Genomic DNA, 22,475 nt, shown 5'->3' on the forward strand with positions numbered 1-22,475 from the left:
CAAATCCATGCTCATGCAAACACTGGTATCGCGTATTCCAATCTCTCACCGCTTGCTGATTCTGGGCTTAATGCTTCTGTCTGCGCTGGTGATCCTGATGCCAACAGAACCGGCTGACTCCAGACAAAGTAGCAAAGAGTTGTCAGAGCTTAGCGAGCTTTATGTCCCTGAGTTGTTCCCACTTGATACCAGCTTACCAGCAGAAACTGAAGTATCTTTATTCAGTGAGCCTGAGGTTGAAGAGCTGCCAGAACCAGAGCTGACCTGGCACAGCATCACCGTACAAAGTGGCGATGCCTTATCCAATTTGTTCCGCCGTGCCAATGTCAGTCAGCAAACTATGCTGGCCATTCTGGCACTGGGCGATAGTACCCGAACGCTGACTCGTTTGTTTCCAGGCGAGACACTGGAGTTTGGTTTGGACGAAGCGGGCCAGCTGCAAGAGCTACGCTATGCCATTAACCGGCTAGAATCCCTGTTGGTGTATCGCGATGAGGAAGGCCGGTTTCAGAGCGAGCACCAACATCGCGCGGTGGAAGCGCGCACCGACTATGCCGCTGCCACCATTCAATCCAGCTTCTGGCATGCCGGCCTGAGCGCCGGCCTTAGCAACAATCAAATTATGGCGCTGGCAAGTATTTTTGGCTGGGATATCGATTTTGCCTTGGATATTCGGGCCGGTGACAGCTTTATCGTTTTGTTTGAGCGCAACTACAGCGAGGATGAGTTTATTGGTGATGGCGCCATTCTGGCCGCGCAGTTTAGCAATCAGGGCCGGGTAATTCAGGCCGTGCGCCATAGCGATGGCCATTATTACAAACCGGATGGTACCAGCATGCGGCAGGCTTTTTTACGGGCACCGGTCGAGTTTACCCGCATCAGCTCCAACTTCAATCCACGCCGCCAACACCCGGTCACCGGCAGAGTAGCACCGCATAATGGCATTGATTATGTGGCTCCTGTCGGTACCCCCATTATGGCTACCGGCGATGGCCGGGTAACGGCTTCTACCTACAACAACCTCAATGGCAATTATGTCTTTATTCAGCACGGCAACAACATCATTACCAAGTACCTGCACTTGTCCCGCCGTCAGGTCCGGGTGGGCGATCGGGTACGACAGGGCCAGGTGATTGGCCGTCTGGGTGCAACCGGCCGGGTCACTGGCCCACACCTGCATTATGAGTTTGTGGTCAATGGCGTGCATCGCAATCCAAGAACCGTGCAACTGCCGCAAGCTCAGGCGCTGACCGGAGCCGATAAAGCTAGCTTTATCGCCAAAGCCAATGAAGTCCTGACTGAGCTGCAGAGCCAACAGCAACAGTTACTAGCGGCAACTCCTTAAATGCAGCCAAAACTCTATATCGGCATTATGTCTGGTACCAGCCTGGATGGCATCGACCTGGTGTTGGTCAGTTTTAACTCGCCCAAGCTGAGCTTGCTCTGCAGTAAACTGGTTCCCTTTCCTGCCAGCTTGCAAGGTGAGCTGCGCTTACTGGCCGAACCTGGTAACAATGAAGTGGAACGCATAGGTCCGGTAGAAAACCAACTGGCCGAGTGTTATGCGATTGGTGTACAGCAATTACTTAAACAAGCCAATTATCAGCCGGAGCAAATCAGCGCTATAGGTTGTCATGGCCAGACCATTCGGCATCGCCCCAGTCAGCCCCAGCCTTTTACGGTGCAACTTGGCAATATGCATCTGCTAGCGGCACTGACTGGCATTCGGGTCATTGCAGATTTTCGTCGCAAGGACATGGCCTATGGTGGTCAGGGTGCTCCTTTGGTACCGGCCTTTCATCAGGCAGTTTTTGCCAAGCTCGGTCAAAACCGTGCCGTGGTCAATATTGGCGGTATTGCCAATATCAGCCTGCTTAACGCAGATGGCACGACCACTGGCTATGATACCGGTCCGGGCAATTGCCTGATGGATGACTGGGTTTCGCTTCATCGCCAATTGCCCTTCGACAAAGACGGCGCTTTTAGTGCCGAAGGCAAGCTGCTGCCCGACCTGCTGCAACACCTGCTGGAAGATAACTATTTTCAGCAAAGCGCCCCAAAAAGTACCGGGCGCGAATATTTCCATCTGGGTTGGTTACAGCAACGGCTTTCTGGCCAAGAAGCTGCCGCTGATGTGCAGCGCACCTTATGCCGCTTTACTGCCACCAGCATTGCCAAGGCGCTGCAACGACCAAACTTAACAGAGGTTTATATCTGTGGTGGCGGTGTCTATCACCCGTTATTAATGGCTGATTTGCAGCAGCTGTTAGGACCCGCCACCGTACAAAGTAGCAGCGTGGCAGGGATTGAGCCGGACTGGGTGGAGGCGATAGCTTTTGCCTGGCTGGCGCAGGCTTTCGACCGGCAGCTGCCAGGCAATGTGCCAGCAGTAACCGGAGCACGCAAAGCCTGTGTTCTTGGCGTTGAATACAGGCCTTGATCGTACTCCTGTTGGAGCTTTCGGGCTTTTAACCTACCAAAGCCAGCAAAATACCCGCAGCGACCGCCGATCCAATCACACCAGCGACATTCGGGCCCATCGCATGCATCAGCAGAAAGTTATGTGGATTGGCTTGCAAACCGACTTTATTCACGACCCGCGCGGCCATTGGCACCGCCGAAACCCCAGCCGCGCCAACCAGTGGATTGATCGGCTCTTTCGACAGCTTGTTCATAACTTTCGCCATGATAACGCCGGAGCCGGTACCAATAGCAAAGGCCACCAAGCCCAGAATCAAAATGCCCAGCGTTTGCGTGGTCAGGAAGTGCTCGGCGCTTAATCTTGAGCCTACCGCCAGCCCCAGGAAAATGGTGACGATGTTAATCAGCTCGTTTTGCGCTGTCTTACTAAGCCTGTCCACCACACCAGCTTCGCGCATTAGGTTGCCAAGGCACAACATCCCGATTAACGGTGCTGCGGTAGGCAAGAATAAGATGGTCAGCATCAATAAAATCAGTGGAAACAGTATCTTTTCCTTTTTACTGACAGTGCGCAGCTGCGTCATCTGAATCTCGCGCTCTTTCTGGCTGGTGAGCGCTTTCATAATGGGTGGCTGGATCATTGGCACCAAAGCCATGTACGAATAGGCCGCCACGGCAATAGCACCCAACAGCTCTGGTGCCAGCTGCGAGGCCAGGAAAATCGCGGTAGGGCCATCAGCACCACCAATAATGGCAATGGCTGCCGCCTCGCGAAAGGTAAAACTCATGCCCGGAACCCAGTTCAGCGCAATGGCACCCAGTAGGGTCGCAAAAATGCCAAACTGTGCCGCTGCGCCTAAAAACAGCATTCGCGGGTAAGCGATAAGGGCCCCGAAATCTGTCATAGCGCCTACGCCAAGGAAAATGAGCAAGGGAAATAAGCCCGTGCCCACGCCCACTTCATAAAACATATGCAGAAAGCCACCGACTTCGCCCATGCCTGCCAGGGGCACATTGGTCAGCACAGCACCAAAGCCAATCGGCAGCAACAACAGGGGTTCAAAGTTCTTGGCAATTGCCAGATACAATAAGCCAATGCCCACCAACAGCATCACCACCTGACCGGCAGTGAAGTTCAGCACACCGGTCGATTGCAACAAGGTTTGAAAAGCGTCCATCAAAGCATCCTTTAGGCGTAGGTGATCAAAACATCGCCATTGCTGACCGCATCACCAGCACTGACATGGATCTTTTGAATACTTCCATCCACCGCAGCGCGCACTTCGGTTTCCATTTTCATGGCCTCCATAATGATCACCACATCACCCTTTTTCACCTGAGCGCCTTCTTTGGTCACCACTTTCCAGATATTGCCAGCCAAAGGTGCCGTTAAGGTACCGCTGCCAGTGACCGAAGCCCGGCCCGGAATGTTTTCTTCCACTACCGGTTTAATGCTGCTGAGCTCTCCGCTCGGTGCTACTTCCACCTCATATACCTTGCCATCCACCCGCACGCTATAAGCTGCAACGCCGCCGGCAACCGTAACCGTGGTGCTTGCATTGCCCGTAGCTTCAGATGGCGCCTCTGGCACTGGCTCAAAGGCAGCCGGGTTGTTGCGGTTTTTCAGGAATTTCAAACCAACCTGGGGGAACAGCGCATAAGTCAAGACATCATCGACCTTGGCATCGGCCAGACTGATGCTTTCTTTTTTGGCGATCTCCTGCAGCTCTTTGCTTAGCCGCTCCATCTCTGGTTCGAGTAAATCGGCGGGGCGGCAGGTGATGGCGTCGGCTCCCTCCAGTACCCGTTTCTGCAGTTCGGCATCCACCTCGGCTGGCGTCGCACCGTACTCGCCTTTTAACACGCCAGCAGTTTCTTTGGTGATGGTTTTGTAGCGTTCGCCGGTCAATACATTTAGTACCGCCTGAGTACCGACAATCTGCGAGGTGGGTGTTACCAACGGAATAAAGCCTAAATCTTCACGGACTTTTGGAATTTCTTTCAGTACCGTATCCAGTTTATCCAGTGCATCTTGCTCTTTGAGCTGGCTTTCCATATTGGTCAGCATCCCGCCCGGTACCTGTGCCAACAAAATGCGGGCGTCAACGCCTTTTAGCGAGCCTTCAAATTTGGCGTACTTCTTCCGCACCTCACGGAAATAAGCGGCGATTTCCGCTAGCAACACCAAATCCAGCCCGGTATCGCGCTCGGTGCCTTCTGTAATGGCAACCATGGTTTCTGTTGCGCTGTGACCATAGGTCATACTCATCGATGAAATCGCGGTATCCAGCATATCGATGCCGGCATCAATGGCTTTCTGGTAGGTAGCAGTACTGAGCCCGGTAGTAGCATGACATTGCATCGCCAGGGGAATTTTTACCGCCTCTTTGATACGGGTAATCAGCTCTTCGGCTACATATGGCTTGAGCAAACCCGCCATGTCTTTGATGCAGATGGAGTGACAGCCCATATCTTCGAGCTGGATCGCCATATCCACCCACATATCAATGGTATGCACCGGGCTGACAGTATAAGACATGGTGCCCTGAGCATGGGCGTTGGCTTTGACCGCAGCCTGAATGGCCGTTTGCAAGTTACGGATATCATTCATGGCATCAAAGATCCGGAACACATCCACCCCATTCTCGACCGCTCTATCTACGAAGGCTTCCACCACATCATCGGCATAATGTCGGTAGCCCAGCAAATTTTGCCCTCGTAGCAACATCTGTTGCTTGGTATTGGGCATGGCCTTTTTCAACGCCCTGATACGATGCCAGGGATCTTCGCCCAAATAACGGATACACGCATCAAAGGTGGCACCACCCCAGGATTCCATCGACCAGTAACCGATCTTATCCAACTTTTCGGCTATAGGTAACATATCTTCCAGGCGCATCCGGGTGGCCAACAGGGATTGATGGGCATCTCTGAGTACCAGCTCAGTTAATAACAATGGCTTACTCATAACAGTCCTCTTCTAGTTTTGTTGCTGCCGATGTTGATGAATGGCTGCAGTGATTGCAGCCACTACCCGGGGAGAAATCGTATCCGACTCCACCACTTCAACTGTGGTTGCCGTTGTCTTTTTGGTTGGGAAAAAGCGCCGTATACTTAAACTCATCAGCTGAATAATTATCACCAGCACAGTCAGGAAGACAAAGACCGTCACCATCCCGATAGCCATAAGTTCCGCTGCTTGTTGCAGCATAGTGCTGACCGCCATATTTCCCCCTTACCGATACCTAACTGTCGTCATTTACAACGCAATCTAACGCAACAGTTTCATCTGCAATAATTTGTTGCCGAAAGCTTCATTATCCGGATTCTGCTTCGAACCGACAATTCAGTCCTGTGATAACAGCTATAGATAGCATGAATCTGCAAACGTATAAACACTTTCACGTCCAGACATCCAAATAAACTTTAAGGCCTTTTACTGCAAAAGTAAGCTGATTTTTGTCATTTTTATGCAAAACAATTCATTTATTTCCTGCAGTGAATTAAAAGGCTTCCAGCTGCTGGATAATATCGTGACTCAGTTGTTGCCAGCCTTCAGCCATAGCCTGCACCAGAGCCGGATAGCCATCGCCTTGCAACGGTTTCTGAATAAGAAATCGTTGACGCTGGCTGTGCTGCTGTCGTGATAACCGATACTCGCCACTTAGCAGCGCGTAACCATCGGCAGTGCCCAGCATCCTGTCCAACTGAATGTGCAATTGAACAGCGGCTTTATCCGGTTGTTGCTGCACCTGCCAGCCTGCGTTCTGGACATCCAGATTTAACCGCAAGTGCCGGCTGAGCTGGGTAGCAAGATCATCGGCCCACACATGCTGCCTGGCAACCGTCAGCTCTGTCTCACTCTGCTGAAATGCGATACCACGTTGCTGCAGGAAAGGTGCCAGTTGAATGCCCTGCAACACCAGTACCCGTTCAGGGTGTGTTGCTGCTTCAGCTTTTGGTGATACCTCCGGATAGGGGAATTGGTAGTACTGAATCTGCACGCTTTGCTGTGAGCACGCCATGATCAATAGCAAAAATCCGGCACAGAGCAGTGGTCTCATGGTCGGGCTCTCCTTGGTTCTGGATCTGCTGCAGGGGTTGCCTGAAAGATAAGGGCATTGCTGCGCTGGTTTAGTGTTTGCAATAACGGCTGCAAATCGCGTTGCAATTGCTCAAACTGCTGTAAGTTGTTGTTAAGGCGCTGATGGGTCTGCGACTCAGGGCCAAATGCCTGCAATAATTGCTCCAGTTGCTGCAGACTTTGACTCAGCTGTTCTGGTGCCTGCTGCAGCGCTGGCTGCGCAAGATAGCCCTCCAACTGCTGCATCACCTGCTCCATTTCCGCCATTACCGTAGTTGCCTGTGCCAGAGTGCGGGTGCCTTCCTGCAGCAAAGGCTCTACCGGCAGTTGGATCATTTTTTCCAGCGCCATCAATACCTTTTGCTCTATGTTACTCAAGCCACCGCGAGCTGTCGGTAGCACTGCATAACCTGCATACTCCATCGCCTGCCAGGGTAAATCCGGTTCATCCACCATATCTAAATCAATGTACAAGCCACCGGTTAACAAGCTACTGGTTTTTAGAATACCCCTAAGACCTTGTTCTGCGCCCCTTGCTAATTGTTCTTTTACTTGCTCAGTGCTGATGTTTTCATACAAACGGCCGGTTTCAATACGGATCAGCACTGGTACACCTCTGTCAAAGGAGGTTTCCAGCGGATGCGACATGGAAAAGAAAAATGGCACACTGACCACAGTCCCTACCCGAACGCCTCTGTACTCTACTGGTGCTCCAGCTTTCAAACCCCGTACCGACTCTTCGAAAAATAACAAATACTCAACATACTGACTGTACATGCCTTCGTGAATACTGTTTCTGTTTGGAAACAAAGCAAATTCAGTGTCCGAAGAGACCTGCTCACCAGCAGGCCATCCCTCAAGGACATCAAAGCTGACCCCACCACTGATCAAACTGGCAATCGAAGCGACATCCACCCGCACACCATCCGGCGTTAATTCAAAACTGACTCCACTGGCCTGCCAGAAACGCACATTGTCGGTCACTAAGGTGTCGTAAGGGGCGCGGATAAACAGTTGGTACAGCATCTGCCGTGCGCGCATATCGAACAGGCTTTGTTCGACCGTGCCAACTTCATAACCTCGATACAACACAGGATCGCCTACCGATAGCACACCGGTGTCTTCACTGCGCAAGCGGATCCGGATCCCCGCGGCTTCTGCTGAGGCCACCGGAGGGATCTCCAGCAAGTTATGATGTAAGACAGTACGATCTGAATCGCCTGGTTGCAGTTCAATATAAGCCCCCGATAACAAGGTATTCAGCCCGGTGATACCAGAACGGCTGACTTGTGGTCGAACCACCCAAAACTGCGACTCGGCATTCAGCAAAGGCTCTGTATCTGGTCGCATCCGGACTTTAATTTCAACTTGCTTCAAATCAGCGGTTAAATCGACGGATACTACCTGTCCCACATCGACACTGCGACTTTTTACTGGGGTTTTTCCAGCAACGATGCCTTCAGCATGGGGGGCAATCAAGATCACCATCGGGCCTTGATTCTGATAGCTGTAATACAACATCCAAATCCCTATACCAATCGCAGCCAAGGGCACTATCCAGATGGGTGACCACTGCTTAATCGGTTGAATGCTGGCCTGACGTTGTACGGGTGTTGTCACGAAGTCTGCTCCGTCATTGTATGTATTGCTTCGACATCTTCAGGATTGATCGTGCTATCCCACAGCAAGCGGGGATCAAAGCTAAGCGCCGCTAACATGGTGAGAATGACCACAGCCGCAAAAGTGACGGCTGCAGGTCCGGGATAAACACTCATCAACAAATCAAAACGTACCAGGGCAGCCAGGATAGCTACCACCAGCACATCCACCATAGACCAGCGGCCTATCCAGTCCACCCAGCGAAAAATCAGGGTGGATAAATTTTGCCGGTAAGTTTGGGGCTGCATCACAAGATAACACAATCCGTACAGCACCAAAATTTTCAGCACCGGAATCACTACACTGGCAAGAGCAATAATAACCGCGACCGGATAAGCACCCTCCTGCCACAGCAGGCGGATCCCACCCAGAATGTTCGACTGAGTTTCTTGCCCCATAGAAACAGTCACCATGATGGGATAAATATTGGCGGGTACATACAGGATGGCTGCTGCGGTGGTGAGAGCCAGAGTTTTCTGAATGCTGGCTGGAATACGCCGATGCACCCGATCACCACAGCGATTGCAATGTGTTACATGGAGCGGAACCAGAGCAGTACAGCAACCACAAACCTTCAATTGCTGACTCAAGCCAGCATGCCCAGGCAAGGCTATGAATGAAGGCTTAGGATTTGGTGCAATGCGAGACCACATTTCCCGTCGATCAATCACCTGAAAGGTTCGTAAATGCAACAGGCAAAACAAACAGAATGCCCAAAAGCTCAGACCTAAAGCCAAATCACCATGACTTGCAAGCTTCACGAAACTGACCAACAAACCGATCAGAAAGATATCTACCATACTCCAGGGTTTAAGCATAAAGAGCACCCGGGCCACCCACATGCGGGCCGGCAAAGGCCAGAGCATGCCTAGTTTTAAATAAATCACTGCTGCCATGCAAAAGGCTGGTATCGCCTGTATAAACAACCAAACCAGTACTGCCAAGGCTGGATGGTGCACTGCAAAAAGCACCGACGAGGTATCCAGAAAGCTCATTTGCTGCTGACTACCTGCAGCATACATGCTGATAAAAGGGAACAAGTTGGCCAGCACCAACATAAAAAGAGCGCTACAGGCAAATAACACGGGCCGAAGTACAGGCTGGGGGTGGCGACTATCCAACAGATGACCACACTGACTGCAATGCGCTTCCTCACCAGGTTTCAGCTCAGGTAAATGCTGTAGCAGGTCGCAGTAGCGGCACAGCACCAACTCTCCGTCAGCATCGGACGGCTGCAGTTCGCCTTGTGCAGTCAATTGATAGTGGACGCTTGCCATAGCATTGAGATCCTTCACTTAGAGAGGATCTAATAGCATGCGGCTGGTAAGGATGCAAATCAGAGTCGCCAGGCGAAAACGACAAAACCCGCTTTGGTTTGCACCTTAGCGGGTTTCTTCGTATATGGCGGACGCGGGAGGATTCGAACCTCCGACCGCTCGGTTCGTAGCCGAGTACTCTATCCAGCTGAGCTACGCGTCCTTTAAAGCTTTGTTACTGCACACAGTTTGTATCGAATGGCGGACGCGGGAGGATTCGAACCTCCGACCGCTCGGTTCGTAGCCGAGTACTCTATCCAGCTGAGCTACGCGTCCAATTCGATAAAAATGGCGGAGAAAGAGGGATTCGAACCCTCGATAGAGTTTCCCCTATACACCCTTAGCAGGGGTGCGCCTTCAGCCACTCGGCCATTTCTCCGCGCTGTGTTGCGGCGTGTATATTAAAGTCTCAGGAAAATAAGTCAAACAATTTTTCGGTAAGGTAAGCTTGTTTGCCGACCTTTTAAACAATCCATCCACTGACAGACGTTTTAAGCGCTATCTTTCAACGTAGCGCTCCAATCATAGTCAGGCATTGCCATCGTCTTCTGGCGATTTCTCCGCCTGGATCCGCATGTAAATCTCTTCACGGTGCACGGAGACTTCTTTTGGTGCGTTCACGCCAATGCGTACCTGATTTCCTTTCACACCTAAGACTGTAACGGTAACTTCATCACCAATCATCAGCGTCTCACCAACCCGTCGTGTAAGAATAAGCATTCGTTTGCTCCTATTTCCTTGTTTTCGGTCCAGTTCTGCTACTGGCATCCTGAAAAAGTGCTCTATCATAACTCAGCTGACGACGGAAAGAAAAGCAACCATAGGGTTTACGACAAAATTTAACCACAGTTACGGCTTATCTTTCCGGCACTCCAAATCAGTGTAGCAAAAATGCTGCAGCTATGATGTAAATTAACGCTGCTGGCAACAGAATATTTTACATACTCCGTGCCAGCCGCTCTGGATCAACCTTAAGCAGAGAGTTGCTGCTCTACCAATGCCGCAGCCTGCTGCAAGACAGAAGGCAGCGCGTCGGTATTGATGCCACCAGCCTGAGCCATGTCAGGTCGCCCACCACCTTTACCACCCAGCTGTTCAGCGGCCCAGCCTACTAACTTACCAGCATGCACCTTGGCCGTCAGATCCTGAGTGACACCCGCAATCAGGCTGATCTTGCCTTCATTGACCGTTGCCAACAGCAAGACACCGGAGCCCAGTTTGTTTTTCAGCTCATCCAACATAGTGCGCAAAGCTTTGGCTTCTACTTGCGGCAATTCAGTAATCAGTACCTTGCTGCCAGCAATCAACTGCACCTGTTCTAGCAGGGAGCTACCAGCCTGACTGGCCAGCTTTTGCTTAAGCTGATCCAAGTCTTTTTCCAATTGTCGGCTGCGCTCCAGACTTTGTTGCACTCGCTCAGCAATTGAGAACAGATCGCCTTTTACTGCAGTGGCCACCCCTTGTGCTTGTTGCTCCAATTGATGCAGCCAAGACAGGGCCTGCATGCCAGTCATCGCCTCAATACGGCGCACCCCGGCAGCAATGCCACCTTCCGACACAATCTTAAACAGACCGATATCACCGGTACTGTTCACATGAGTACCGCCACAGAGCTCAACCGAGAATGGGCTCATGGTCAGTACCCGCACATCGTCGTCGTACTTTTCACCAAACAGCGCCATAGCGCCGGCAGCTTTGGCGGCTTCCAGATTCATCAGCTCGGTCTGCACCGGATGGTTAGCCTGAATATGTTGGTTCACTAGCACTTCCACCGCCTGCAGTTGAGTAGCACTGATGGCTTCGTAATGCGAAAAGTCAAAGCGAAAACGATCCGGTCCAACCAAAGAGCCCTTTTGGGTGACATGCTCCCCAAGAACCGCGCGCAGGGCTGCATGCACCAGGTGGGTAGCGGAATGGTTTTGGCGTATGGCCTGACGGCGAGCTTCATCAATCTGTGCCTGTACCTCAGCCCCAACCATCAATTGCCCCTTAAGCTTGCCTTTATGGGCATGGGCTTTACCTAATTTGATGGTATCAGTCACACGGAATACGCTGCCATCAGCCAGGGTTAAACTGCCGGTATCGCCAATCTGACCACCGGATTCGGCATAAAAAGGTGTTTGATTCAGAATAACCAGCGCTTCTTCACCATCGTTCAGCTGCTGACAAGCCTTGCCATCGCGCAGAATTTCCTGCACTTTAGCGTTGCCATGCACATGCTGATAGCCGGTAAAGTCAGTGACTTGCTTGCTGCTGAGTTGAGCATTGTAATCCATACCAAACTGGCTGGCTTGCTGCGCACGTTGCCGCTGCTGGGCCATTTCCGCATCAAAACCAGCTTGATCGACGGTAAAGCCTTGCTCACGAGCCACATCGTTGGTTAAATCAACCGGAAAACCATAGGTGTCGTACAGTTTAAACACCAGATCACCAGGCAATATCTTACCATCCAGTTGTTGCAAGGCTTCCTGCAGCATGCTCAGGCCGCGTTGCAAAGTTTTGCCAAACTGCTCTTCTTCAATCCGCAGCAACTTTTCAATCACGGCCTGTTTAGCAGCAAGCTCAGGGTAAGCCTCTCCCATCTGAACCACCAGGGCTGGTACCAACTTATGGAAAAAGGCCCCGACGGCACCCAGTTGATGGCCATGTCGCACGGCCCTGCGGATAATACGGCGCAGCACATAGCCCCGGCCTTCGTTTGATGGCTGTACGCCATCGACCATTAAAAAGGCACAACTGCGAATATGATCGGCAATCACTCGTAGCGACTTATTACTTAAATCTTTTGCACCGGTCACCTCAGCAGCTGCTGCAATCAAGGCCTGGAAGGTATCGATTTCATAATTACTGTGCACACCTTGTAAAATAGCCGCGATCCGCTCTAAGCCCATGCCGGTATCAACACTTGGTTTTGGCAAAGGCTCCATCCGACCATCGGCGTGGCGATTAAACTGCATGAAGACGATGTTCCAGATCTCGATAAACCGATCACCATCTTCTTCCGGGCTACCCGGCGGTCCACCCCAGATGTGTTCGCCATGATCGTAAAAGACTTCGGTACAAGGACCACACGGTCCTGTATCTCCCATAGCCCAGAAATTGTCCGAAGCGTAAGGTGCACCTTTATTATCGCCAATACGAATCACTTTCTCCGGCGCCACACCAATCTGTTTAGTCCAGATATCAAAAGCCTCGTCATCGCTAGCATAGACAGTGACCAAAAGCTTTTCTGCTGGCAAGCACAATTCTTTGGTTAAAAATTCCCAGGCATAGACGATGGCTTCTTGTTTGAAATAATCACCAAAGCTGAAATTACCCAACATTTCAAAAAAGGTATGATGACGAGCGGTATAGCCGACATTCTCCAAATCGTTGTGCTTACCACCAGCTCGGACACAGCGCTGCGCAGATGTAGCCCGGCTGTAGGAGCGTGGGTCCTGTCCCAGGAATACATCCTTGAAAGGTACCATACCAGCATTGGTAAACAACAAGGTGGCATCATTGCCGGGGATCAGGGAAGCGCTCGGCACAATTTGATGCCCTTTACTGGCAAAATAATCCAGAAAAGCATTCCGGATAGCGGACGATGTCATGCTCATGATGATTTCCTAACTTCTGATGTTTTTTAGGGCAGCGCTGCAATCTTCCGGGTAAAACCCCCGTTGCTGCAAGTAGCGCTGTCGCTTGGCGCGCTCGCTAGCACTGGTAATGGCAGTGCCACCGTATTTTTTCAAGTAGATACTCTGCGCCAGCTCAAGCCAGTCAGGCTCCAACTGGGCCAGTTGCTGTTGCAACAAAGTCATGCATATACCATGACGCCGACACTCCTGCTGAATGTAAAGCGGTCCATAGCCCTTACCAAGGCGCGAACGCAGCAGCATCTCGACAAAACGGGTATCGCTTTGATAGTTCTCAGCCTGACACCATACTATCACTTGCTGAACCAACTGGTCATCTGTTGTCTTGGTCTGCAAACGCTGTTGCAACTGTTGCGTGCTGTACTCACGTCTTGCCAGCAACTGCAGTGCGGACTTCTTTAACTCATTGAGGTTCATACCTCAGACTTCCAACACATCCGGATCAGGCCTGTTCTGCGGATCTGAAGGACCAGCTTGTCCAGGATCAACATCGAAAATATCCTGAAAGGAAATAAAGAAAGCAATGCTCAGTAAAGGCAGCACCAGAATCATTCCCAGCAACATGGTGGGTACCGTCGCCAAACAGAGTGCCAGCGCGATCACGCCAAACAGGAGCAATGGCAGCAAGTTGCGCCAACAGGCTACCAGACTTCCCATCAATGCTGGTAGCAGTCGCTTTTCGGGTAAAAAATACAAAATGGCCACCGCATAGCTAAACATCATCCAGACCATGGCGGTACAAAACACAAACAACATAACCAGGCTAAAATCCAGTTGCTCCGCCGCCAATTGCTGTGTCAGATGCTCACCCAGTAAACTCAGTGGAATTGCCAGCAACAAATTCAAGGCCGCCAACTGCAAAAAAAGTGGTCGGAACTGAGACTCGTTCAGCGGTTGAAATAACCTGCCAAAACTGGCAGTCTCCCCCCGCTGCACCGCCATAATCACACTGTAGAGCCCGGCGGTAATAAAGGGATTCAAAAACAGGGTGACCATAAATAACACCGGGTTCATCGACCCGAGTAAATTCAAGAGCAGCACAAAAGACAGTAACTGGATCCATAGCCAAGGCGCTTTTTGGAACAGCTGCCAGGCCTGTTTTACCCAGAATAGTGCGGACAACACTGGACGACGACGAATCAATTCAAACACGGAACCGGAATGCTGCACGAAGTCTCCTCACCAGCCATTATGCCTGAAAATATCTTTAGGCTTATCAATGGTCGCTATGATACTGGAAAAAAGCGCTAACGTCAGGGGATAGTGTGGAAAAACCAGGGTTATTGGGTGTTCAAAACACCGGATTGGTATTGATTGACGGAACCAAAAAATTCCAGTTGCATTCGTGGGTAAACTGGCTGGGCGATCAACTGTTGCAGTGCCTTATCAAAGCTGAGCTGCAGCCCCTGCTCACGAAAAGCGGCCCGGTAATCGCTGGGTGGAAATAAGGTGTGTAACTGGATGGGTTGTGAATCATCACTGACCCGACGGAAGTAATGGAAAATATTAATATCCATCACCGCCGCATCAATCCGTCCAGCCAACAACATATCCACCTGGGTTTTTTGATTGGTGGTTTCCTGATAGCGGCTTGAGTTTAGCGCCATTTCGCCAAACTCAGGCCCAAGGACAATTTTGGCGTTTTGAAACGCCACCACATTTAGGCGCTGCATGTCCTGGGCATGCTGAATAACGAGCTCTCTTTCACGCAAGGTAATGACTGCATTCTGATACCGAACATAAGGCTGGCTGTAAAACAATTCGGATGGATGATCAGGAGCTGGTTGCAAAGTGGCAACATCGCCATGCCCTTGCTCCAGCAAATAACGAATACGGGCATTGGGCACGTGCAAAAAAACGGCCTCATACCCCATGTTCTTACTCACCTCTCGCAGTAACTCCAGCTCAAATCCGGTAGCATCTTGCAGCTGAATATAGGGCGGTTTGTCCATACCTACCAGAAATGTCAGGGTACGTTCAGCTAGGGCAGATAAACTAAAAAGTAATAATACAATCCCAAGCAGGTATCGCATTGCATCAGCTCTTCGGATAACGATGATATTAGTATAGTCAGAAATTGTGTTTAAAAGCATTGCAGCTTATCTTTAATAAGCAAATTAACGTGGCAAAATCCGGATGCACAAAGTAATAACCAGCACCTTACTCGCGTGTTTACTGTCTTTCTCAGCCCATAGTTGTCAATTGCGCATGGGCGCAGACAGCTATTTCCCGCCTCATCTGATCCCCGGCGGTAACGACTGGCAGGGCTTATCGATTGAGCTTGCCCAAGTGCTGGCAAAAGAAGCAGGCTGTGAGCTAACCATACTGCAATCTCCCTGGCGCCGCTCACTGCAACTGATTACTCAAGGGCAGCTGGATATGCTCAGTCATCTTTCGTTTTCTGAACAACGACAGCAGGATTTTCTTTTTATTGGGCCACATCATCTGGAGACTGTGGTTCTAATTGGCGATCCACAGCGCTTGCCTGCGCTTCAAAAGCTGGAGCAACTGGCATCCTGGTCCAAAGAGTTTTTAGTGGCCATCTTAAATGGTGCCTATTATGGCGAGGCATTTGAACAATTGAGCGCTCGAACTGACTTTGGCCCCACCTTAGTAGAAATTCGCAGCCATGAAGACAAGCTGGCGCTACTCGATTCAGGCAGAGTGGATGCCGTGCTGGAAGATCAAAGCACACTGTACTATTGGCAGCAAACCGGCCAAATGGAGCACCGCAGTTACCAGCAATTATTGGTAGTGTATCAAAACCCGGTCTATTTCGGTTTTAGCCGCCATACCATCTCTGACGAAATGGCCGTTCAGCTTGATGAAGCCTGGCAACGACTATACCAACAAGGCGTACTGCAGCAGATCAGGGCCAGGCATCTGCCCGAACTGCCGTTGCCTGCCCCTGCCGCAATTTTCTGATCGCTGTCACTTAATCATTCAGATTGGGAGCCAACCAGGTTTCAGCTTCTTGTTCACTCCAGCCTTTACGGCTGGCGTAATCGGCTAATTGGTCGCGGCCAATTTTACTAACAGCAAAGTACTTGCTGTCCGGATGCGCCAGATACCAGCCACTGACGGCAGCGCCTGGCCACATGGCATAGCTTTCGGTCAACTGCATACCGGTTTTTGCTTCCACATCCAGCAACTGCCACAGAGTGCCTTTTTCAGTGTGTTCGGGACATGCCGGGTAACCAGGTGCAGGCCGAATACCTTGATAGAGTTCACGAATCAACTGCTCGTTCTCCAGTTGCTCATCGGCAGCATACCCCCAGTACTCACGGCGAACTTTAAGGTGTAAATACTCGGCTAGCGCCTCGGCTAAGCGATCTGCCAGCGCTTTCACCAAAATACTGTTGTAATCATCATGCGCCGCGGCAAATTCAGCGGCAAACTCATCGGCACCAAAGCCGGTACTGACCGCAAAAGCACCGATGTAATCGGCGACACCACTGCCAACAGGAGCAATAAAGTCACTCAAACAACTGTTGGCTATGTTGTTGCGTAATTGCAACTGCTGCCGCAACTGATGCAGACGACAACGTTCTGTGTTTCGGCTTTCATCCGTATACACAATGATGTCATCACCATCACTGTTGGCCGGAAACAGCCCAAACACCGCCTTGCCCTGAATACGTTTGGTACCAATCATTTGATCAAGCATGGCATTGGCATCAGCCAATAACTTGCGTGCTTCAATCCCCACTTCCGGATGATTTAAAATGGCCGGGTATTTACCTGACAGCTGCCAGGTCATAAAAAATGGTGTCCAATCGATGTAATCACGCAGTTGCTGTAAATCCACATCAGCCCAGAGATGGACTCCGGGCTGTTTCGGTGCCGGTGCTACCTTGCTTAGATCCAGCTGAACTTTATTGGCCCGGGCTTGCGCTAAACTCAGCATTGTCTGACCGGGACGACTACGCTGATGTTGTTCACGCACAGTGACGTACTCCTGTTGAATACGCGCCAGATAGTCGGCTTTACTGCTGTCACTGATCAAGGATTGCACTACAGAAACACTGCGCGACGCATTGGGCACATACACCACCCCATGTTCATAATGCGGCTCTATCTTAACGGCCGTATGCACTTTCGAAGTGGTAGCACCGCCAATAAGCAGCGGCAGCTCAAAACCAAGCCGCGTCATTTCTTTGGCCACATGCACCATTTCATCCAGTGACGGTGTGATGAGGCCAGATAAACCAATCACATCGACATTTTCATCTTTGGCTACCTGCAACAGTTTGGCGCAAGGCACCATCACGCCCAAATCGATCACCTCGAAGTTGTTGCACTGCAGCACCACACCCACAATGTTCTTGCCGATGTCGTGCACATCCCCTTTAACCGTGGCCAGCAAAATTTTCCCCTGGGCACGGCCACCGGATTTTTCCGCTTCGATGTAAGGCTGCAAATAAGCAACGGCTTTTTTCATCACCCGGGCGGATTTCACCACCTGTGGCAAAAACATTTTGCCCTCACCAAACAAATCGCCCACCACATTCATGCCATCCATCAATGGGCCTTCGATCACATGCAGCGGCTTGTCTGCTTGCTGGCGAGCCTCTTCGGTATCCTGCTCAATAAAGTCGGTAATACCCTTCACCAGCGCATGCTCCAGCCGCTTGGTGACCGGTAGACTGCGCCAGGCATCGTCCTGCTTTTCTGCCACACTGCCATCGCCTTTAAATTCCGGCGCTATCTCCAGCAAGCGCTCGGTGGCATCCTCGCGCCGGTTTAAGATGACATCTTCTACCCGCTCGCGCAGCAAGTCAGGGATATCATCGTACACCGCCAATTGGCCAGCATTGACAATGCCCATGTCCATGCCTGCAGCAATGGCATGGTACAAAAACACCGAGTGCATGGCTTCACGCACCGGATCATTGCCACGAAACGAGAAAGAAATATTCGACACCCCGCCGGAGATCTTGGCGTACGGGCACAGCTGCTTGATGTCACGGCAAGCTTCAATGAAATCCACAGCATAATTGTTGTGTTCTTCAATACCGGTAGCGACCGCAAAAATATTGGGGTCAAAAATGATGTCTTCAGGCGGAAAGCCCACGGTATCCACCAGCAAACGGTAGGCTCGCTGGCAAATCTCCACTTTGCGCGCTTTGGTATCGGCCTGCCCTACCTCATCAAAGGCCATCACCACAGCCGCAGCCCCGTAACGGCGAATGCGTCTGGCTTGCTCTAAAAAGGGGGCTTCCCCTTCTTTGAGTGAGATGGAGTTAACGATGGCTTTACCCTGAATGCATTTAAGTGCCGCCTCAATAATGTCCCACTTGGACGAGTCCACCATAATGGGTACACGACAGATGTCGGGTTCACCTGCCAGCAAACTGAGGTAACGCACCATCGCAGCCTTGCTGTCCAGCATGGCTTCATCCATGTTAATATCGATGATCTGAGCGCCGTTTTCTACCTGTTGCCTGGCCACATCCAGCGCCGTTTCATAATCGCCATTTAAAATTAGCTTCTTAAAACGCGCTGAACCGGTGACATTGGTGCGCTCACCGATATTGATAAATCGTGCCTGTTGCTGCATTACCACTCCGGAGAAAAAGCTTCTAAGCCAGCCAGGTTAAACTGATGACTGACAGGTTTTGGCTGACGAGGCGAAACGCCTGCGACCGCTTCGGCAATAGTGCGGATATGCTCTGGCGTAGTACCACAGCAACCACCAACAATATTAACAAAGCCTTGTCGTGCCCAATCGGCAATTTCTGCTGCCATCTCTTCAGCACCTAAATCGTACTCACCAAATTCATTCGGCAAACCGGCGTTCGGATGTACCGAGACAAAAGCTTCAGAAACCGTCGACAAAGCCTCAACATAAGGCCGAAGTAAATCCGGACCCAAGGCGCAATTCAGGCCAAAACAGACCGGTTTCACATGGGCCAGTGAATGGTAAAAGGCCTCTGTGGTCTGACCCGACAGGGTACGACCAGATGCATCGGTGATAGTGCCTGAAATCATCACTGGTAGTTCGAACCCCAGCTCATCAAACACCTCCAGTACCGCAAAAGCAGCGGCTTTGGCATTTAAAGTATCAAAGATGGTTTCAAGCATAATGATATCGGCCCCACCTTCAATCAAAGCATGGGTCGATTCTTTGTAGGCAGTGACCAGTTCATCGAAGGTGACATTGCGATAACCAGGGTCGTTCACATCGGGTGAAATCGATGCCGTGCGATTGGTCGGGCCTAGCACCCCAGCAACATAACGGGGCCGCTTCGGTGTTTGCTGAGTTATCTCATCACAGGCCTGACGTGCCAGTCTGGCGGCCTCCCGATTAATACGGGCTGATAATGCTTCCATCTGGTAATCGGCCATGGCGATGGTGGTGGCATTAAAGCTGTTGGTTTCAACAATATCAGCGCCGGCCAGCAGATACTGACGGTGAATAGCACAAATAATGTCTGGCTGGCTTAGTACCAGCAAATCGTTGTTGCCTTTTACATCGCACGGCCAGTTTGCAAACTCGCTGCCGCGGTAATCGGCTTCTTGCAACTGATGGGCCTGGATCATGGTACCCATAGCGCCATCCAGGATCAGGATGCGCTGCGCTAACACGGCACGCAGCTGCTCAGGGGTCAATCGTGCTTTGCTCATGAAACCTCACTTCCGGCCAATGGCACCTAAATCAAAAGGTGTGGCCTGATAGACATAATAGTTTAACCAGTTGCTAAATAACAAAAAGGCATGGCTTTGCCATAACTTTAAAGGGGGCTGACCGGGATCATCCTGCGGGAAATAATGCTCTGGGATCTTCGGGCTTAAACCAGCGGCTAGATCACGTTGATACTCATCCGCTAAGGTATTGACATCATACTCAGGATGGCCGGTGACAAAAACCCGGCTACCACTGCTGTTCTGCAGCAAATAAGGACCTGTTACATCGGATTCGGCCAGTATATGCAAGTCATCGTGCTGAGAGAAGCGCTGCTTGGGGACCTGGGCATAGCGGGAATGCGGTACTTTAAATTCATCATCAAAACCACGTACCAAGGGACATAAAGGCTGTTTGAGGTGTTGAGCATAAACACCGGAGAGCTTGTCCCCACGAATTTCACGCTGCAAGCCATAGTAGTGATACAAAGCTGCGTGCGCCGCCCAGCACAAAAACAAGGTTGAAGTGACATGATTATCGGCCCAGCTGAGGATCCCTTCCAGCTGGTCCCAATAGGTCACATCTTCGTAATCAACCAGGCCGAGCGGCGCGCCAGTGATAATCAGCCCATCGTAATTTTGATCCGCGACCTGAGAAAAGTAACGGTAGAAGCAATTTAAATGGCTTTCCGGCGTGTGTTTACTAACATGATCGTCTAAACGCAGCAGCTCCACATCCACCTGCAATGGCGAGTTGGCAAGCAGGCGCAGCAGCTGGATTTCGGTGGTAATTTTGTTGGGCATCAGATTCAAAATGGCAATACGCTGCGGCCGTATATCCTGGCTGGCAGCCCGGCTTTCGGTCATGACAAACACATTTTCGGCTGACAAAGCGCCTACCGCAGGCAACTGATCGACAACTTTGATTGGCATAACGACTCCATACCCACTTAAAGCAATGGGTGCAGTGTGCGAAAAAACCAACAGAAAGTCAACTTCTAAACGTATAGACGTCTAATCTAGAGGGGTGATTGCTTTATCGAACCGCATCCACAGCATTCTTCATCCATAAAAAATGCCAGCTCGAAGGCTGGCATTTTTTAGTGCAGTAATCACTTACTCTTCTGCTGGCAACTCTTCTGTTATTTCTACTGCAGCTTTTTTCATTTTTTCTGGCTTTAACAGCAAACGACTGCGCAATTCGGCTTCAATTTCATTGGCAATAGCTGGGTTATCCAGCAGAAACTTCATCGCATTGGCTTTACCCTGCCCTACCTTGTTGCCCTGATAAGCGTACCAAGCCCCGGATTTATCCACCAGCTTTTCCTGCACACCCAGATCCAGCAGCTCACCCTGCTTATTAATGCCCTGACCATAGGTAATGATAAACTCAGCTTGCTTAAAGGGAGGCGCGACTTTGTTTTTCACCACTTTCACTCGGGTCTCGTTGCCGATGATTTCATCACCATCTTTCACCGAGCCAATGCGACGAATATCCAGCCGTACTGAGGCGTAAAACTTCAGCGCATTACCACCTGTGGTGGTTTCCGGGTTGCCGAACATCACACCGATTTTCATCCGGATCTGGTTGATGAAGATACACAGGGTGTTCGACCGTTTGATGTTGGCAGTCAATTTCCGCAAAGCTTGGGACATCAAGCGCGCCTGCAACCCCATATGGCTGTCGCCCATATCGCCTTCAATTTCAGCTTTTGGCGTTAAAGCCGCAACAGAGTCGACAATCACCACATCAACTGCAGCTGAACGTACCAGCATGTCGCAGATTTCCAACGCTTGCTCGCCGGTATCTGGTTGAGAAACTAGCAAGTTATCGACATCCACACCCAGCTTGGAGGCATAAATTGGATCCAAAGCGTGTTCCGCATCGATAAAAGCACAGGTTTTGCCAGCGCGCTGGGCTTCAGCAATAACCTGCAAAGTCAGCGTGGTTTTACCGGATGATTCAGGACCATAGATTTCGACAATACGTCCATAAGGCAAACCACCGATGCCCAGCGCAATATCCAAACCCAGTGAGCCGGTGGAAACTGAGTCAATTTCCAGCGCTGTACTATCACCCAGGCGCATGATGGAACCTTTACCGAACTGGCGTTCAATTTGGCCTAAAGCGGCGGCCAGGGCTTTTTGTTTATTGTCGTCCATTGATGACTCCCAAAAAATATCAATCGGCTGAATGCTGTATGAGCATACAGTAGTTTAGTTTGGCGATGCTGTCAACAGCCGGATGCTCTGCTGCAACGCAAAATGAATGGCTTGTTGGCGGATCTCTGCCCGGTCGCCCGCAAAAAACGCTTGATTGCTGGTGCAAAGCCCGCACAACCAAAAAGCAAAGCAGACCGTACCGACTGGCTTGTGTTCCGATCCTCCTCCTGGCCCGGCAATGCCAGAAATGGCAATGGCCAAATCGGCTGCAGCCGCTTTGGCAGCACCTGCCGCCATTTCCTGCACCGTTTGCAGACTAACCGCGCCGTGCTGCAGCAGGGTTTGACCATCAACGGCTAATAATTGCTGTTTGGATTTGTTACTATAGGTGACAAAACTGCGATCCAGAAACGCAGAGCTACCGGCAACAGCGGTTAGGTTGTAAGCTAAACCACCGCCGGTACAGGATTCCGCCGCCGTCACCATCAGCTTTTGCTCGATCAATAACTGGCCCAACGTCTGAGCCAGTTGCAAGGTGTCAGTGGTGGTGCTCATAGCAATCCAGATGCA

The 22,475-nt window shown here is 50.9% G+C and carries 19 protein-coding genes and 3 tRNA genes; 3 read left to right on the forward strand and 19 right to left on the reverse strand.

Features of this window, described 5'->3' with window-relative positions:
• Nucleotides 1-7 precede the first annotated feature (7 nt).
• Both BLW37_RS12130 and BLW37_RS12135 read left to right on the forward strand, forming a co-directional pair.
• A complete protein-coding gene (locus BLW37_RS12130) occupies nt 8-1,345 on the forward strand; it encodes a peptidoglycan DD-metalloendopeptidase family protein (protein WP_342744210.1) in 1,338 nt (445 codons plus the stop codon).
• Nucleotides 1,346-2,440, forward strand: a complete 1,095-nt coding sequence (locus tag BLW37_RS12135; protein ID WP_091343235.1) for an anhydro-N-acetylmuramic acid kinase — start codon at nt 1,346-1,348, stop codon at nt 2,438-2,440.
• 28 nt (nt 2,441-2,468) lie between these two features.
• Here BLW37_RS12135 and BLW37_RS12140 read toward each other — a convergent pair whose 3' ends face one another.
• The 14 genes from BLW37_RS12140 to BLW37_RS12205 all read right to left on the reverse strand — a co-directional run bounded on the left by BLW37_RS12140 (nt 2,469) and on the right by BLW37_RS12205 (nt 15,151).
• Nucleotides 2,469-3,599: a sodium ion-translocating decarboxylase subunit beta gene (locus BLW37_RS12140; RefSeq protein ID WP_091343237.1), complete on the reverse strand. Its 1,131-nt coding sequence runs from the start codon at nt 3,597-3,599 to the stop codon at nt 2,469-2,471.
• Nucleotides 3,600-3,610: 11 nt separating this feature from the next.
• Nucleotides 3,611-5,389 (reverse strand): sodium-extruding oxaloacetate decarboxylase subunit alpha, encoded by a 1,779-nt coding sequence (oadA, locus tag BLW37_RS12145; RefSeq protein WP_091343238.1) that lies wholly within the window; start codon nt 5,387-5,389, stop codon nt 3,611-3,613.
• A gap of 12 nt (nt 5,390-5,401) precedes the next feature.
• The gene (locus BLW37_RS12150) at nt 5,402-5,647 is read right to left on the reverse strand and encodes an OadG family protein (RefSeq protein WP_091343240.1); all 246 of its coding nucleotides are present in this window, start codon (nt 5,645-5,647) and stop codon (nt 5,402-5,404) included.
• 277 nt (nt 5,648-5,924) lie between these two features.
• Entirely contained in the window at nt 5,925-6,485 is a 561-nt protein-coding gene (locus BLW37_RS12155; RefSeq protein ID WP_091343242.1) for a PqiC family protein, read from the reverse strand.
• Nucleotides 6,482-8,125, reverse strand: a complete 1,644-nt coding sequence (gene pqiB, locus BLW37_RS12160) for an intermembrane transport protein PqiB (RefSeq protein ID WP_091343243.1) — start codon at nt 8,123-8,125, stop codon at nt 6,482-6,484. The genes BLW37_RS12155 and pqiB overlap by 4 nt, the downstream gene beginning before the upstream one ends.
• On the reverse strand, nt 8,122-9,441 hold the full coding sequence (locus BLW37_RS12165) for a PqiA/YebS family transporter subunit (protein ID WP_091343245.1): 1,320 nt from the start codon (nt 9,439-9,441) through the stop codon (nt 8,122-8,124). The genes pqiB and BLW37_RS12165 overlap by 4 nt, the downstream gene beginning before the upstream one ends.
• 125 nt (nt 9,442-9,566) lie before the next feature.
• A tRNA-Arg gene (locus BLW37_RS12170) sits at nt 9,567-9,643 on the reverse strand.
• A 36-nt stretch (nt 9,644-9,679) separates the two neighbouring features.
• A tRNA-Arg gene (locus tag BLW37_RS12175) sits at nt 9,680-9,756 on the reverse strand.
• 13 nt (nt 9,757-9,769) lie between these two features.
• A tRNA-Ser gene (locus BLW37_RS12180) sits at nt 9,770-9,859 on the reverse strand.
• 149 nt (nt 9,860-10,008) lie between these two features.
• Nucleotides 10,009-10,200, reverse strand: coding sequence for a carbon storage regulator CsrA (gene csrA, locus BLW37_RS12185; protein ID WP_091343730.1), 192 nt, complete (start codon nt 10,198-10,200; stop codon nt 10,009-10,011).
• 251 nt (nt 10,201-10,451) lie between these two features.
• On the reverse strand, nt 10,452-13,079 hold the full coding sequence (gene alaS, locus BLW37_RS12190; protein ID WP_091343247.1) for an alanine--tRNA ligase: 2,628 nt from the start codon (nt 13,077-13,079) through the stop codon (nt 10,452-10,454).
• 9 nt (nt 13,080-13,088) lie between these two features.
• Nucleotides 13,089-13,535, reverse strand: a complete 447-nt coding sequence (locus BLW37_RS12195) for a regulatory protein RecX (protein ID WP_091343248.1) — start codon at nt 13,533-13,535, stop codon at nt 13,089-13,091.
• 3 nt (nt 13,536-13,538) lie between these two features.
• On the reverse strand, nt 13,539-14,288 hold the full coding sequence (locus BLW37_RS12200; protein WP_091343250.1) for a DUF2189 domain-containing protein: 750 nt from the start codon (nt 14,286-14,288) through the stop codon (nt 13,539-13,541).
• A gap of 110 nt (nt 14,289-14,398) precedes the next feature.
• Nucleotides 14,399-15,151 carry a substrate-binding periplasmic protein gene (locus BLW37_RS12205; protein WP_245785724.1) on the reverse strand — a complete coding sequence of 251 codons (753 nt, stop codon included), beginning with the start codon at nt 15,149-15,151 and terminating at the stop codon, nt 14,399-14,401.
• Nucleotides 15,152-15,254: 103 nt separating this feature from the next.
• Between BLW37_RS12205 and BLW37_RS12210 the strand changes: the two genes are divergently transcribed.
• Nucleotides 15,255-16,043, forward strand: a complete 789-nt coding sequence (locus BLW37_RS12210) for a substrate-binding periplasmic protein (RefSeq protein WP_091343251.1) — start codon at nt 15,255-15,257, stop codon at nt 16,041-16,043.
• 10 nt (nt 16,044-16,053) lie between these two features.
• Here BLW37_RS12210 and metH read toward each other — a convergent pair whose 3' ends face one another.
• The 5 genes from metH to BLW37_RS12235 all read right to left on the reverse strand — a co-directional run bounded on the left by metH (nt 16,054) and on the right by BLW37_RS12235 (nt 22,460).
• The gene (metH, locus tag BLW37_RS12215) at nt 16,054-18,678 is read right to left on the reverse strand and encodes a methionine synthase (RefSeq protein WP_091343253.1); all 2,625 of its coding nucleotides are present in this window, start codon (nt 18,676-18,678) and stop codon (nt 16,054-16,056) included.
• Entirely contained in the window at nt 18,678-19,745 is a 1,068-nt protein-coding gene (locus BLW37_RS12220) for a homocysteine S-methyltransferase family protein (RefSeq protein ID WP_091343255.1), read from the reverse strand. Before BLW37_RS12220 ends, metH begins: the two co-directional genes overlap by 1 nt.
• Before the next feature lie 6 nt (nt 19,746-19,751).
• Entirely contained in the window at nt 19,752-20,675 is a 924-nt protein-coding gene (locus BLW37_RS12225; protein WP_091343257.1) for a homoserine O-succinyltransferase, read from the reverse strand.
• A gap of 183 nt (nt 20,676-20,858) precedes the next feature.
• Nucleotides 20,859-21,905: a recombinase RecA gene (recA, locus tag BLW37_RS12230; RefSeq protein ID WP_091343258.1), complete on the reverse strand. Its 1,047-nt coding sequence runs from the start codon at nt 21,903-21,905 to the stop codon at nt 20,859-20,861.
• A gap of 54 nt (nt 21,906-21,959) precedes the next feature.
• Entirely contained in the window at nt 21,960-22,460 is a 501-nt protein-coding gene (locus tag BLW37_RS12235; RefSeq protein WP_091343260.1) for a CinA family protein, read from the reverse strand.
• Nucleotides 22,461-22,475: the final 15 nt, after the last annotated feature.

The sequence above is a fragment of the Alkalimonas amylolytica genome (assembly GCF_900107845.1).
In the GTDB taxonomy this organism is placed as follows: Bacteria; Pseudomonadota; Gammaproteobacteria; order Enterobacterales; family Alteromonadaceae; genus Alkalimonas; species Alkalimonas amylolytica.

What these genes read in the sequence shown, in the direction of transcription:
- BLW37_RS12130 (WP_342744210.1), top strand. Translation starts at nt 8, where the DNA reads ATGCTCATGCAAACACTGGTATCGCGTATTCCAATCTCTCACCGCTTG.
- BLW37_RS12135 (WP_091343235.1), top strand. Translation starts at nt 1,346, where the DNA reads ATGCAGCCAAAACTCTATATCGGCATTATGTCTGGTACCAGCCTGGAT.
- BLW37_RS12140 (WP_091343237.1), bottom strand. Translation starts at nt 3,599, where the DNA reads ATGGACGCTTTTCAAACCTTGTTGCAATCGACCGGTGTGCTGAACTTC.
- oadA (WP_091343238.1), bottom strand. Translation starts at nt 5,389, where the DNA reads ATGAGTAAGCCATTGTTATTAACTGAGCTGGTACTCAGAGATGCCCAT.
- BLW37_RS12150 (WP_091343240.1), bottom strand. Translation starts at nt 5,647, where the DNA reads ATGGCGGTCAGCACTATGCTGCAACAAGCAGCGGAACTTATGGCTATC.
- BLW37_RS12155 (WP_091343242.1), bottom strand. Translation starts at nt 6,485, where the DNA reads ATGAGACCACTGCTCTGTGCCGGATTTTTGCTATTGATCATGGCGTGC.
- BLW37_RS12165 (WP_091343245.1), bottom strand. Translation starts at nt 9,441, where the DNA reads ATGGCAAGCGTCCACTATCAATTGACTGCACAAGGCGAACTGCAGCCG.
- csrA (WP_091343730.1), bottom strand. Translation starts at nt 10,200, where the DNA reads ATGCTTATTCTTACACGACGGGTTGGTGAGACGCTGATGATTGGTGAT.
- alaS (WP_091343247.1), bottom strand. Translation starts at nt 13,079, where the DNA reads ATGAGCATGACATCGTCCGCTATCCGGAATGCTTTTCTGGATTATTTT.
- BLW37_RS12195 (WP_091343248.1), bottom strand. Translation starts at nt 13,535, where the DNA reads ATGAACCTCAATGAGTTAAAGAAGTCCGCACTGCAGTTGCTGGCAAGA.
- BLW37_RS12205 (WP_245785724.1), bottom strand. Translation starts at nt 15,151, where the DNA reads ATGCGATACCTGCTTGGGATTGTATTATTACTTTTTAGTTTATCTGCC.
- BLW37_RS12210 (WP_091343251.1), top strand. Translation starts at nt 15,255, where the DNA reads ATGCACAAAGTAATAACCAGCACCTTACTCGCGTGTTTACTGTCTTTC.
- metH (WP_091343253.1), bottom strand. Translation starts at nt 18,678, where the DNA reads ATGCAGCAACAGGCACGATTTATCAATATCGGTGAGCGCACCAATGTC.
- BLW37_RS12220 (WP_091343255.1), bottom strand. Translation starts at nt 19,745, where the DNA reads ATGAGCAAAGCACGATTGACCCCTGAGCAGCTGCGTGCCGTGTTAGCG.
- BLW37_RS12225 (WP_091343257.1), bottom strand. Translation starts at nt 20,675, where the DNA reads ATGCCAATCAAAGTTGTCGATCAGTTGCCTGCGGTAGGCGCTTTGTCA.
- recA (WP_091343258.1), bottom strand. Translation starts at nt 21,905, where the DNA reads ATGGACGACAATAAACAAAAAGCCCTGGCCGCCGCTTTAGGCCAAATT.
- BLW37_RS12235 (WP_091343260.1), bottom strand. Translation starts at nt 22,460, where the DNA reads ATGAGCACCACCACTGACACCTTGCAACTGGCTCAGACGTTGGGCCAG.